Source organism: Chania multitudinisentens RB-25, from assembly GCF_000520015.2.
GTDB classification, from domain to species: domain Bacteria; phylum Pseudomonadota; class Gammaproteobacteria; order Enterobacterales; family Enterobacteriaceae; genus Chania; species Chania multitudinisentens.
In genome coordinates, this window is record NZ_CP007044.2 from 1,626,530 (window position 1) to 1,640,114 (window position 13,585).

Consider the following 13,585-nt stretch of genomic DNA (forward strand, 5'->3'; position numbering starts at 1 on the left):
TTAGAATCTAGGCCACCTCTGGGATTTTCTCGTCAATGCTGACAAATAAGCGGGCATACGCCGTTTTCTCCAGCACTTGGAATACATGGAATTTTTGTTCCAGCAGCAAGATACCGAATACCTGTAAATCCCCCAGAACTCTGATTTCCAATGGCGCTAGCTGGGAACCTGCTTGACAGAAAACATCATTAAGATGGTTCATTTCGACCATCAGCACATTGATGCCATTTACGCGGGCAGGGACTTTCTCGGTTTTCCATTCATCGGGTGTTAAGACGTAGTAACGCCATCCCGCATTTTTTAATGCTTCGATGATATAGGTGAGCCGGTGCAAATCCGGCTGTTGGTTGACGGGATCTACCCATGAATAATAGAGATACAGTATTCGTTCATAGAGCCGGCTTTGCCAGCCTAACTGCCGCCCACGGGAAATCAGCCAGGCTATTTCTGGAGCCACCTGTTTGGGGAAGCGTTTTTGTTTCTGTGCTGTGACTAGCCAACGTAGCAGGAACATGTGTTCATCGACAAAAGAAGCAATCTTTCCGTCTTGTTCAGCAAACTTCATTGCGACTTGAGCGCAGAAAGCAAAGTGAGCTAATTCCCTGTTTTTTTTATCGATATCAATCATGGTAAATACCGTAAAAGAAGAATCATCAAAACGCTATTTCGAACCTTTTGGCCCTTCACTGCTGATGAAGGGAAAAGAGATTCGGGAAGCGTGTAAACATCGCTTCCCGAAATCTCCGTTAATCTTCTGAGGTTAACTCAGTCAGTTTTTTTAGAGGTTCTCTTTGTCCTAACGGGTTGTTACCCCAACATTGTTCGTATTTCCACCCGGTCAGTTCTTCGATAATGGCGCGATGAGCCGGAGAAATATCCGCTATGGCACCACCGGCCTTAATCCGCGCAATCTCTTCTAACAGGATCATGTGGCTCTTTCTATCCAACTTCATCTGTGTGGTATAAAAAATCGCCACCAGAGCCAAGGCGGTGACACCAATGGCGAAGACGCCAACAATCGCCTGTACCGCCATTTCTGGCTGAGCTGCTTGCCCTGAAACAAAGCCAAATTTACTGAGTGTCCACCCCATAGCAAAGACGATGGCGGAACGCACCATTTTCCCTGCAAAGGTCATGGCTCCGGCATACAGCCCTTCGCGGCGGCGCCCAGTAAGAACCTCATCCACATCGGCAAGGAAGGTATAGACCGTCCAAGGGATGTAGTAGATCCCCCCGGTGCTCAGACCAAAAACCGCCGTAATGGCGAATAACACGATCACGGTGGAGGTATCTGACCAACCGGTGAAATAAAGTGCGGCGTAAGCAATAACGCTGACAATCACCACTTGCAAGGCAATACGGAAAGGGCGGGCAAACCCCATTTTTACGCAGATGCCAATGAAGAAAGCGGTTGAGATAAGCTGCATGACGGAGCTGAAACTATTGAGTTGTGAAACCAATACCGCGTTTTGGCGTAGCCCGAAGATGATGAAATAGGTAAATGCCGATGCAAACAGCCATTCTGCACCAAAGCCAAACAGGTACATGCCCAAATGCTTGCGGAAAATACGCAGCCGGAACGTCGAGATCATATCAATACAGAGTTTCTTCAGTGCTTGCCCCAGACTGCTGGTGGTTTCTTTTACTACTTCACTGGCCGGGCGTTCCCAAGAGGAGACATACAGGGAGATCATGGCAAGACACATAATGGCACCGTAAGCGATGCCGGTATAAAGAAACGGAGTGGGGGAGTCTTTGCCGTAGATAGCAATGAATTGGCCTGGAATAAAAGCGGCCATAAAGTTGGCGATTTTGCCAAAGATGGCTTTCGAACCGGTCAGTTTAGAACGCTTGGCAAAATCCGTAGTCATTTCTGTTGCCAGCGTTTCGTACGGCACCATGATCGAGGTGTAGATCAGTTCAAACAAGGCATAAGTGAGCAGGTAATACCAGAAGCCAAATCCACTCATCCACAGTAATGGATAAAACAGAACCAATGGGATACCGATAAGGATAAAGAACCGGCGGCGGCCAAACATCCTACCCAGCCGTGTATTATAAAAGTTATCGGTGATGTAACCCATGATCGGGTTGCTGATGGCATCAAGAATACTGGCCAGGGAGAAAATAGCTGCGGCTTCGACGACAGAGAGCCCACAAAACGTCGTATAAAAATACATTAACCAAGCACCGCTGATCGCTAGCGCGCCGCTTCCCAATAAATTCGCACTGCCGTATGCGACCGTATGCCTGACTGTGATCTGCTTTTCCATGTATCCGCCATTATAAAACGATGTTTCAAATAATTCGGTATGCCGTTTCTTTATATGCTTGTTGAGGGGTTGAAAACGAGACGAAGATCACACAACAACGTTTTATCTAAAAGAGGCCTAATCTGCCATAATTTGGTGTTTTTCAAGGCATTTTTATGAATTAAAGCATTTTAAATCAACCGGATGGCTTTGTTTCTGTGTGGTCAAATGAAGAGGGAGTAACAGGGGGGAAGGTCAGTTTTGCTGTATTTTTTGTGATTTATATCACAAAAATATTGAAATGCTGTTTTGAAAGGAGTAGATTAGTTTCTGTGATGTAAGTCACATTAAAAAACACTCCATACAGCAGAGGAACACATTATGAAAAGCATACTTAACATCGCTAAATTCTTCGAAAAATTGGACGCAGCCTACTCTGATTTCTGCAAGCGGGTTGGTTCAATTGTATCACCTTTCTGATATTAGCTATCAAGGGCTTGATCAGATAAAACGGTAGGCGCTTGCTCTATCCTCGCCAAAAGTAGGATACGGTCACGACAATTTGACGTTGATCATCACGTGCTAAGTAGTCACGAATAACGTCGCTTGTCGTAGCGCCTGCTACATTCCTCCTCAACATCCTTCTCTATTAATGATCTGAATTTCAGCATGATAAAAAGCGTTATGCTGATGAACAGCCGTAATTCCCCCATTCCTTATTTATAAATTCATTGATTTGCGCCTGACCAGCCGCAAACCCCTTACCCCTCGCTCTTTATTACTTTTCCCCGGCAATCTGTGATTTCCACATTTGTTTGTTTTTACGCAAATCATTGTGCGCGGTGAACGGTACAATTTTTACTCGCCCGATAAGCTGGCTTAAAACAGCGATTCAGGTGAGAGGCAGATCTGCCGGGAACGGATTTGAATACTGCCTGCTATGGTTCCTTTAAACGAGGCTGGGCCGTGTAATACAGCCAACAGGGATGCAGCCATCTTGTTTAATAAGGGGGGATGAAACTATGGCATCCGTAATGAAACTTTTAATGCCCGTTTCTGCCTTGGTGCTCGTTTTATTTTCTTTTTCGGTAGCAGCCAAGGTAAGCCAGTTATCTGATGAAGCCGTTAAAAAAATGATTATCCAAGAATCTATACAGGCATATCCAGGTAATTGCCCGTGTCCTTTCAATTCCGCCAGAAATGGCAGCCGTTGTGGTAAGCGAAGTGCCTGGAGCCGTGCGGGAGGGTATACGCCAATCTGCTATAAGGAGGAAGTCACAAAAGAGATGATTAATGAATGGCGTGAGTCGCACAATCAATAGGATAGATTTGATGGGCAGGTTCTCTTGAACGGGCCGGGCCATTTGAGCGTGTTTATCAGGCCCACGCAGCGTCACGCTCAAATGGCTGGTTTTAGTTAGCGGTGTTTCGCGTTCTGGTATTGGTGGTAGTTACGCTGTGTCGCAATATGGTCGGCGATGTATTTGGCATCGTGCCATACGCCCCAAATAAATGTTGAACCACGGCGCGATAGCCAGGGTAACCCTAAGAAATAGATGCCAGCCTCACTTGAAACTCCGCGTTGATGTTGCGGTTTGCCTTTTTCATCGAAGGCGTTGACGTCAAGCCAGCTATAGTCAACCGTATACCCTGTTGCCCAGATAATAGAGGTAATTCCGGCCTCGGATAAATTAAGTTCCAGAATTGGGTGAGCCATACATTCCGGGTCGGGTAAGGTACGCCGGGCAGTGGGTTCTTCAGGCAGATCCAGCCCATTGCGAGTGATATAAGCATCTGCTGCATCCAGAAGTTCCAGATAGTTTTCGTCGCCCTTGGCAATATTTTCTTGTAGATCGGGGGCGAAAGTGACGTTGCCATTCTGGAAGGCACGAGTCAGCCCGACAAGCTTCACGCCTTCGTGGGCTAATTCACGGAAATCTACCGTATAGCCACCGTGAGCGCCGCTGACGGCGATCGTCACGTGCTCTTTTCCTGGCTGATTTACCGTTGCATCCCATAAGCCCAGCACCCCTAACCACCAGCAAAAATCCCGGTTGCGATAGGAACGAGGAGGGCGATCGTGTGCGCCCACGGAGAGGTAGACTTGTTTTCCGGCACGTTGTAGTTCATCGGCAATCTGTACCCCCGATGATCCTGCGCCAACGATCAACACGGCCCCGGCGGGTAATTGCTGTGGGTTACGGTAATGTGCGGAATGAATTTGCGTAAGCCGCTCGTCTTTGGGGGCGATTGCCGGGATCACCGGGCGTTGGAATGGGCCGGTTGCGGCCACGACATGCTTGGCTTCAATCAAACCTTCGGAGGTTTCAATGCGAAAACCGGGGCGGCCAAGATTGCGTTGTACATGTTTTACTTCTACGCCGGTGCGAATGGGGGCATTAAATTTATCAGCATATGCGGCAAAATAATCCGCAATTTGCTCTTTGGGAACAAAGCTATCAGCGTCAAAGCCGGTAAATTCCATGCCAGGAAAGCGGTCATGCCAGGCTGGGCCGTTAGCAACCAGAGAGTCCCAGCGTCCGGTACGCCAGGCTTCAGCGATCCGATTTTTTTCCAATACTAAATGGGGAATATCCAGTTTTGTCAGATGTTCACTGATGGCTATTCCTGCCTGACCTGCCCCGACCACCAGCGTATCAATTTCTATTTTGTTCGACGTCATATCTGCATCCTTAGAATGATTATTAGGCCAGGTAAACCGTGATTTGCCCCTTCATACCCGATAAAGAGCAAGATGCAGGCAGTCACCGCCTAAGCACCTGCAACGGGAAAAGTGACAGGTATAGGCTGTCTACCCTATGGAATCGAACTGAATGGGTAAAATATTATTAAACTAGGAACTGAGCATAAATTAATGATGCAAAGCAGAGCCTTCACGCAGGGATGCAGGGGAGGGGGAAAGACTATAGAAAGAGTTTAAGGCTGTATTTCTAACTGTTTTTTGTACCATCAGGTGGTTTTTTCAACAGCAGGAGGTCTTTTAATTTACCCCGTTACGTTTCCCTGGTGATATTTTGGCGTTGAGCCGCCCACTGTTTCTTCTGGCTGAAAAATGATCAAAGGTGGTTTCCCACAGGTGAAATTCATTTGGTTAAGGGATGTTTTTTAGCCGGTGATCTAGATAACTTCCTTCGTAATCGATGTACCTATTTGACGATTGTATGAGATAAAAATATATCTATTTAAATTGATTTTGTAAAAAAATATAAATAAACATACGTTGATTTTCACGATTTTTGTTCATTGATACCATTTAAGAATATGGATTTCACATGCTGAATTTTTCTTAATTTTATTATTACTCTCAGCTTTTATAAGTAATTATTTATGTTTTTATCAAAAACTCGGTTAATTCTAATTTTTTTAAAAATCCAACAATAAAAAAATGCATAACATTGAATTTAAAGGATAAAAAAACAAGTTTCTCTAATTTATTATCCATTTAATTATGTTTTTTTTCAAAGAAAATCGCTATATCCGATCAAATAATTTTTTTTGATAGTTTTTATCTATCGTTAAATGTATTATTAAGTGGTTTAAACATGTTTTAAAAATTAATTTTTGTGCTTAACATGCATAGAAATTTGGAGTTATTGTTTGGGACTAATCCTTAACTATGCTTCCGTATTAATAATGTGTCTGCTAAATAATTTTTAGGCGATGGTCATTAATGGATAATGAATATTAATAGGCCTCTACGTGAATGAGGACTATTGAACATGAGTGTCAAAACTTATCTGTGCAGCCATTTCTTCACCATTGGGTGCGAAGCGGCATTCGGTGATTTAATCAACATGGATTCAGTTAAGGAATGTGATTACCTCTTTGTTGATTTTAGCTTTACTAACATTGCCGCACTGTCAAGTTACGAATGGATAGTTTCTCTCTCTCGCTATAAAGTTATCTTGATTAGTGATGTCAGGTTGCTTCCCTTGGCTGCCTTTTTTCAGGAAAGGTTTACAGAGATTGTGGCTATTTTTACTTGTCATGACTCTATTGAGCATATTGGATTTTTTATAAAAACTTATGATAACGGCCAAGAACGTAAAGAAGTCAATATTGAGCCGTTGTCTGAAGCTGAGTTTTTATGTATGTCAAATATACTCAAAGGGGTCAGTGTCAGTATGGAAGCTAAAATAAAAAAATTACATGTAAAAACAATCTATTCACGCAGGAGAAAAGTAGGGGAAAAACTGGGAGTGAGAAAACTATCTTCTCTATACACTTTCTTTGTTGATGAAAACCCCGACTTTTAAATATTGTTACCGTCTGCAAACGCGATGCCTATGACGCCGGAACAGCTTGAGATACGTGAGCTAAATTAACCGCCGCACAACCGGGCCAAAGTTGCCACACAGTGTGTAAGCCTCTGTTAGGGGGGATCTGGTAAGCACCATCAATGATTTGTACTTTATCCATACAGATACTCTGGGTTAATTCTGTGTTCAGGCGGATAAAAGAAATCAATGAGGGGTATATTTTTTATTCTTTCAGATGACAAAATTAATATTTTATCTCTTGCTCAATCAATGTTCATTATCGCTCCAATAAGAAAATGTGGCCGGGAATAACGGCCACTCCATATACCCATCATACTTCAAGTTGCCTGTGCGTTGGCTTTGTGACTCGGCCCCTTCGTGGGGCCTGCCCTGTGCCGCTGCTTTCCTGTAACTCGAGTTATTGTGGATATATACCAATAATAATTTTCTTAATCAGGAGTTCACCATGTCTGTGACTGAATCATCGCCGCCGCTCATTGAAAAACACACTATTGGTTATATTCCCCCTGAAGAACGCCATGGGAAAGTAAGGGATTTATTTACGCTCTGGTTTGGTGGCAATATTGCCCCTCTTCCTATTGTCACCGGTGCGCTTGGCGTACAGCTGTTTCATTTAAATCTGTTCTGGGGAGTCATCGCTATTCTGGTGGGCCACTTTATCGGTGGTATATTTATGGCATTGCATTCGGCCCAGGGGCCGCAAATGGGCATTCCACAAATGATCCAAAGCCGGGCCCAATTTGGTTCTAGAGGATCTCTGCTGGTTGTGGCGATCGCCGGAATAATGTATGTCGGCTTTTTTACCTCCAATATTGTGCTGGCGGGTAAGTCACTGCATGGTGTTGTTGAAAGCATATCGGTTCCCATGGGGATTGTTGTGGGGGCGCTAGGTTCTTGTGTGATTGGCATTATTGGCTATCGCTTCATTCATGTGCTTAACAGGATCGGAACATGGGTGCTGGGTATCGGGATTGTGCTGGGGTTTGGCTACATTCTTACTCATATACCTACCGCAGACTTTCTGACTCGCGGGGGGTTTAATATCTCCGGCTGGCTGGCAACGGTATCGCTGGGCGCGTTATGGCAAATTGCCTTCGCACCCTATGTTTCTGATTATTCACGTTACTTACCGGCAGATGTTTCTGTGCCAGCCACGTTCTGGACGACTTACTTAGGCTCTGTATTAGGTTCCAGCCTGTCTTTTATTTTCGGGGCGGTCGCCGTATTGGCCACGCCCGTGGGGATGGACACCATGGATGCCGTGAAGCTTGCCACCGGGGTGCTTGGCCCTTTAATGCTGGTCTTATTCCTGTTGAGCGTCATCAGCCACAATGCGCTTAATCTGTATGGTGCGGTGATATCGGTCATCACCCTGGTGCAGACATTTTCCTGGCGTTGGATCCCAACCGCCAAGAGCCGGGCGGTGTTATCCATTATTGTGCTGATCTGCTGCTGCGTTGCCGCTATTTATACCTCGGCAGATTTTATCGGCCACTTCGTTGATCTGGTTCTGGCCCTGTTGGTGGTGCTGGTTCCCTGGACGGCCATTAATTTGATTGATTATTACGCCATTCATAAAGGCCAATATGATATTAATTCGATTTTCCAGGCTAATGGCGGTATCTACGGTTATTACAATCCTCAAGCATTATTAGCCTATGTTATCGGTATTTTGGTACAGATCCCCTTTATGAATACGCCTTTATATGTAGGGCCGATTTCAGCCCATATTAATGGGGCCGATCTCTCCTGGTTGGTTGGCTTGGTAGTCACATCACCGTTGTATTATTGGATGGCCAGCCGTAATAGCGCTTATCGCCGCCAGCAAATGGCTGTCTAACGGTTAAAGGCTGGTTAGTTTTTACCTTACCAGCCCTAACGAAAAATATCGTTTCTTCCATTATGTTTTTTTTGCATGATGAGGAGATTGCACTTATTCCTTGTATATTATTGAGTTAACAGGAGCTGTTCATGAGCCAGATCACTCATACACGCATTCGTATGTTCAATACTAAAGAAACCTATCCTAATCAGTCGTTGGATAATGATCTTTGCCAAGCAGTGCGTGCAGGAAATACCGTATATGTTCGTGGCCAAGTCGGTACCGATTTTGAAGGGAATCTGGTGGGGTTAGGTGATCCACGTGCTCAAGCTGAACAAGCGATGAAAAACGTGAAACAGTTGCTCGAAGAAGCGGGGAGCGATCTGTCGCACATTGTTAAAACTACCACCTATATTATTGATCCGAGGTATCGTGAGCCTGTTTATCAGGAAGTCGGTCAATGGCTTAAAGGCGTATTTCCGATTTCTACCGGGATTGTGGTTTCTGCACTAGCACAGCCACAGTGGTTAATGGAAATCGATATTATTGCTGTTATTCCAGAAGGCTGGGCAACCAAGGAGTCCGTATGACCTTTTCTATTGCGGCGCGCTGTGCCGAAACCGGGCAGTTGGGTATTGCCCTCAGTTCTTCAAGCATAGCGGTGGGTGCCCGTTGCCCTTGGCTACTGCCTGGAGTGGGCGCGGTTTCCAGCCAGAACATCACATTACCCAGGCTTGGCCAGCAGATCCTGGAAAAACTGGAACAGGATTTGCCGCCAGGCAGGGCGTTGGAAAGGGTACTGGCTGATAATGCTTTCAGCGAATATCGCCAGGTTATCGTGATTGATCGTGCGGGTAATACCGCTGTTTTCAGCGGCGTAAAATCATTGGGCACACACCATACGGTGCAGGGTAAAGACTGTGTGGCGGCGGGCAATATGCTGGCGGGTAAGGACGTTATTGATGCCATGGTGAGTGCCTTTGAACATGCAACAGGCCAATTGACCGATCGCTTAATGGCGGCGCTGCAAGCGGCGGTAGAGCATGGCGGCGAGGCTGGCCCGGTACATTCTGCCGCGCTAAAGGTGGTGGGGGAGCACTCTTGGCCAATCGTTGACCTGCGGGTTGATTGGGCTGAGGAAGATCCGATTGGTGAATTAGCTACGCTTTGGCAGGCATATGCACCGCAGATGCAGGCGTACATCACGCGAGCGTTAGATCCCCGCGATGCGCCAAGCTATGGGGTTCCGGGCGATGAGTGATGCAGTGCGTAATATATTGGGGAAGTTGCTGGCTTTTGATACCACCAGCCGTGAATCCAACCTTGAATTGATCGATTTTATTCAAGGTTACCTGACTGAGTTAGGGGTGGAAACGCAGCTTTTTCAGGATGCAAACGCTAAAAAAGCGAATCTCTACGCACGTCTTGGCCCCGCCGGTAATGGCGGGGTGATGCTGTCTGGTCATACCGATGTCGTGCCTGTTGATGGGCAGCCATGGACGATGCCACCTTTTGCGCTGACGCATCACAATGGCCGCTACTATGGCCGTGGTAGCGCCGATATGAAGGGCTTTCTGGCGTGCGTTTTAGCCTCTGTGCCGGGTTTTCTGGCTCAACCGTTGCGCATGCCGCTGCATTTGGCATTTTCCTATGACGAGGAAGTAGGGTGCCTGGGGGTGCGCAGCTTAGTGGCACACCTGAAGGTTTCGCAGGATAAACCCGCGATGTGCATTATCGGTGAGCCCACGGAGATGAAACCGGTGTATGGCCATAAAGGGAAACTGGCGATGCGCTGCCAAGTGCAGGGCCATGCCTGCCATTCGGCTTATACGCCGCGCGGCGTGAATGCCATTGAGTATGCGGCCAAACTGATTAATAAACTCACCTTGCTCGGTGCTCAACTCGCCACCACGCAGAACCCGCGTTTTGATCCGCCCTATAGCACGCTACAGGTTGGCACCATCCATGGGGGAACGGCGCTCAACATTGTGCCGCAGGATTGCCAGTTCGATTTTGAAATTCGCCATTTACCTGGCGTTGAGGTTGATAGCGTTATTAGCGAACTGGAGCAGTATGCTGATGATGAGCTGTTGCCGGCCATGCAAAAGGTGGCGGCCAGCAGTGATATCCACTTTCAGCCATTAAGCCAATACCCAGGATTATTAACCGATCCGCAGTCTGATTTTGCCCGCTGGCTGGCGCAGTGGTGCAGCAATGACGAGTTCACCACGGTGGCTTTCGGTACGGAAGGGGGGTTATTTGATGAGGCCGGGGTGGCTACGCTGGTTTGCGGGCCTGGCAGTATGGAGCAAGGCCACAAACCCGATGAATATGTTAGCGTTGAACAGCTTGAACGCTGTATGGGAATGCTGGCTAACTTACGTACCTGGATGGCGGCCTGATTATAGCGATGCGCTTAGAGCATACTCGGCAGTTCAGCCTTGCAAAAATCAACGAACAGCTGGGCAGGTTTGGTCAGCTGGTTGCGGGTTAACCAGGCCACCACCAGCCCAGAACCTTCGACCTCATCTTGCAGCTCAACCGTTACCAGCGGTTGGCCATCGTAGCTGTACTGGCCATGGGGCCGCGTCACCAAAATAGCAAAACCCAGCCCTTGGCCGACCATGCCACGCACCATTTCTATTGATGGTGAACTAAAAACAATATTGGGGGTAAGGCCAACCTGGGTAAACAAATTAACGAAGTAATTTCGGCTTGGTAAAACGTCCAGCAGGATCATCGGCTCAGCGGCTAAATCCGCCAGCGACACCTGTGTTTGCTGCGCGAATTGATGGTTGGCAGGCAATAATACGTAAGGCTTTCTTGGCTCAACCAGGGCATCCGTTGAAATATGGTTGTTCAGGTCATGGTGATATAAAAGGGAGACATCAAGATTCCCTGCCGTCAGGCTTTGCACTAATTCATGCTGTTCGCCATCACGAATAACGGTCTCTATGCCAGGATACAGTGTTTTAAAACCTCTAATCAGTTTAGGTAAAATTAATGGCGCAACCGTTTCAAAACAGCCAATGTTAATTTGCCCTGACACCAGGTCATTATCCGCTAAAGCATTCTGCTCAAATAAGTGAGCCATTCTTAATAATTTTTGTGCTTTGCTATAAAAACGGGCGCCAGAAGGCGTGAGTGAAACCCCCTGAGCATGGTGGCGAATAAAAAGTTGTACCCCGAAGCTGTCTTCAAGGCCTTTTATTGCGGTGGAGATAGAGGGTTGCGCGATATATAGCTTACGTGAAGCTTCAGCAACGCTCCTACATCTGGCGGTGGTAACGAAATATTTAAGCTGGCGCAAGGTGTAGTTAGCCATTGTTGATTCCTCGATTTCTGATAGAGATAAATTTTACTGACGCTTGAGTCACTCCTCTGTGGTTTTGATGATGTTACAATAAACAAAGATTAATTTTTAATTAAATGTTTATTTATTGTAAAAATTGTGTTTGGCAGCATAAGGCAATCCCTATCATTTAACAGTGAAGTCGCTCAAAGAATCCGGATAGACGCTGCCCGGAGCTTGTTCTGGCTAATTTCCCTTTGCAAAGTATTTTTATTACCACCCGCAATATTTTTACTGCTTTTCCCCCGTCATGAAGCTAGATAGCATCAATTGTTCAATTTAACATTTCATAAACATATGAATTACATGATGGGGGTGAAAGCATGTTGAACCTCAGCTACTGGCAAGAGCGGGCCGCTCGCCAGGGTTTCATTGCTCAGGCAATCATTGATGGTCGCCAGATTGCAGCGAGATCGGGCATGACGCTTGATGTGCTCAATCCTGCAACCAACCAGATATTGGCAAAAGTCGCCGCTTGCGATGAAGCGGAAGCCGATCACGCCGTGCGTGCTGCGCGCCGCAGTTTTGAGCAGGGAGTCTGGGCACACCAATCCCCGCTGGAGCGCAAAAGGGTGTTGCTGCGCCTGGCCGAACTGATCCTTGAACACCGTGAAGAACTGGCTCTGCTTGATTCCATGAGTATGGGCAAACCGGTGATGGACGCTTGGAATGTTGATGTGCCTGGAGCCGCCCATGTGTTCTCCTGGTATGCGGAAAGCCTGGATAAGCTGTATGGGCAGACAGCACCAACGGCGCAGAACGTAGTCGCGACCGTCACCCGGATGCCATTGGGCGTGGTGGCTGCGGTGGTGCCGTGGAACTTCCCGCTGGATATGGCTGCCTGGAAGCTGGCCCCGGCGCTGGCGGCAGGAAACAGCGTGGTGCTTAAACCGGCCGAGCAGTCGCCTTTCTCAGCATTGCGCCTGGCAGAATTGGCGTTAGAAGCGGGGTTGCCTGCTGGAGTATTGAACGTGGTGCCTGGGCTGGGTGATCGGGTTGGCAAGGCTCTAGGGTTGCATAACGATGTCGATTGCCTGGTCTTTACCGGTTCCACCCGGGTTGGCAAGGCTTTCATGCAGTATTCGGCTGAATCGAACCTCAAGCAGGTTTGGCTGGAATGCGGCGGTAAAAGCCCAAGTCTGATCTTTGCTGACTGCCAGGATCTGAATCTGGCCGCAGAAAAAGCCGCTTTCGCCATCTTCTATAACCAAGGGGAAGTCTGTTCGGCGAATTCCCGCTTACTGGTACAGCGCTCAATTCATGATGAGTTTGTTGAACGCCTGATCGCGCAGGCGGCTCACTGGCAGCCAGGTGATCCTCTTGATCCGCAGAGCCGTGCCGGTGCTTTGGTCGATGCACGGCAGACTCAGCGAGTGATGGGGTTTATCGAAGGGGCCAGACAGGACGGTGCGCACCTTGTTCACGGTGGTCAGCGCCTGAACATCAACGGTTCCAGCAATTTTGTACAACCGACGCTGTTTACGCAGGTGGGCAGCGAGATGCGGCTGGCTCAGGAAGAAGTGTTCGGCCCGGTTCTGGCGATCTCCACTTTTGATCACGAAGACGATGCAGTACGTATGGCGAACAACAGCATCTACGGCCTGGCCGCTTCGGTTTGGAGTGACGATCTCAATCGGGCTCACCGGGTAGCACAGCGGCTGAATGTCGGAACGGTTTCAATCAACACCGTCGATGCGCTGGACGTGAGCGTTCCCTTTGGCGGCAGCAAACAATCGGGCTTTGGGCGCGATCTCTCTTTGCACTCTTTCGATAAATATACCCAATTGAAAACGACCTGGATTCAGCTGCGCTAGCACGTCAATACAGCTCCCTGACAATAACAAGGTTTAGAGCATAG

Annotated in this window: 11 protein-coding genes; 7 read left to right on the plus strand and 4 right to left on the minus strand. The window is 47.5% G+C overall.

Annotation, left to right across the window (positions count from 1 at the left end):
* Nucleotides 1-7: 7 nt before the first annotated feature.
* A complete protein-coding gene (locus tag Z042_RS07140; RefSeq protein WP_024911159.1) occupies nucleotides 8-628 on the minus strand; it encodes a DUF2913 family protein in 621 nt (206 codons plus the stop codon).
* 118 nt (nucleotides 629-746) lie between these two features.
* Nucleotides 747-2,273, minus strand: a complete 1,527-nt coding sequence (locus Z042_RS07145) for an MFS transporter (RefSeq protein ID WP_024911160.1) — start codon at nucleotides 2,271-2,273, stop codon at nucleotides 747-749.
* Nucleotides 2,274-3,274: 1,001 nt separating this feature from the next.
* Between Z042_RS07145 and Z042_RS07150 the strand changes: the two genes are divergently transcribed.
* Nucleotides 3,275-3,574: a hypothetical protein gene (locus Z042_RS07150; protein ID WP_037406016.1), complete on the plus strand. Its 300-nt coding sequence runs from the start codon at nucleotides 3,275-3,277 to the stop codon at nucleotides 3,572-3,574.
* A gap of 95 nt (nucleotides 3,575-3,669) precedes the next feature.
* Here Z042_RS07150 and Z042_RS07155 read toward each other — a convergent pair whose 3' ends face one another.
* Nucleotides 3,670-4,935 carry a flavin-containing monooxygenase gene (locus Z042_RS07155; protein ID WP_024911162.1) on the minus strand — a complete coding sequence of 422 codons (1,266 nt, stop codon included), beginning with the start codon at nucleotides 4,933-4,935 and terminating at the stop codon, nucleotides 3,670-3,672.
* A gap of 1,057 nt (nucleotides 4,936-5,992) precedes the next feature.
* Between Z042_RS07155 and Z042_RS07160 the strand changes: the two genes are divergently transcribed.
* The 5 genes from Z042_RS07160 (at nucleotide 5,993) to argE (ending at nucleotide 10,777) form a co-directional block, all read left to right on the plus strand.
* Nucleotides 5,993-6,529, plus strand: a complete 537-nt coding sequence (locus Z042_RS07160; RefSeq protein ID WP_024911163.1) for a helix-turn-helix domain-containing protein — start codon at nucleotides 5,993-5,995, stop codon at nucleotides 6,527-6,529.
* Nucleotides 6,530-6,998: 469 nt separating this feature from the next.
* On the plus strand, nucleotides 6,999-8,393 hold the full coding sequence (locus Z042_RS07165) for a purine-cytosine permease family protein (protein ID WP_037406018.1): 1,395 nt from the start codon (nucleotides 6,999-7,001) through the stop codon (nucleotides 8,391-8,393).
* 131 nt (nucleotides 8,394-8,524) lie between these two features.
* Nucleotides 8,525-8,965 (plus strand): RidA family protein, encoded by a 441-nt coding sequence (locus Z042_RS07170; RefSeq protein ID WP_024911164.1) that lies wholly within the window; start codon nucleotides 8,525-8,527, stop codon nucleotides 8,963-8,965.
* A complete protein-coding gene (locus tag Z042_RS07175) occupies nucleotides 8,962-9,636 on the plus strand; it encodes a DUF1028 domain-containing protein (protein ID WP_024911165.1) in 675 nt (224 codons plus the stop codon). Before Z042_RS07170 ends, Z042_RS07175 begins: the two co-directional genes overlap by 4 nt.
* The gene (gene argE, locus Z042_RS07180; protein WP_024911166.1) at nucleotides 9,629-10,777 is read left to right on the plus strand and encodes an acetylornithine deacetylase; all 1,149 of its coding nucleotides are present in this window, start codon (nucleotides 9,629-9,631) and stop codon (nucleotides 10,775-10,777) included. The genes Z042_RS07175 and argE overlap by 8 nt, the downstream gene beginning before the upstream one ends.
* A 14-nt stretch (nucleotides 10,778-10,791) precedes the next feature.
* Here argE and Z042_RS07185 read toward each other — a convergent pair whose 3' ends face one another.
* Nucleotides 10,792-11,700: a LysR family transcriptional regulator gene (locus Z042_RS07185; protein ID WP_024911167.1), complete on the minus strand. Its 909-nt coding sequence runs from the start codon at nucleotides 11,698-11,700 to the stop codon at nucleotides 10,792-10,794.
* Nucleotides 11,701-12,050: 350 nt separating this feature from the next.
* Here Z042_RS07185 and Z042_RS07190 point away from each other — a divergent pair, with 350 nt between their 5' ends.
* A complete protein-coding gene (locus Z042_RS07190; protein WP_024911168.1) occupies nucleotides 12,051-13,541 on the plus strand; it encodes an aldehyde dehydrogenase in 1,491 nt (496 codons plus the stop codon).
* Nucleotides 13,542-13,585: the final 44 nt, after the last annotated feature.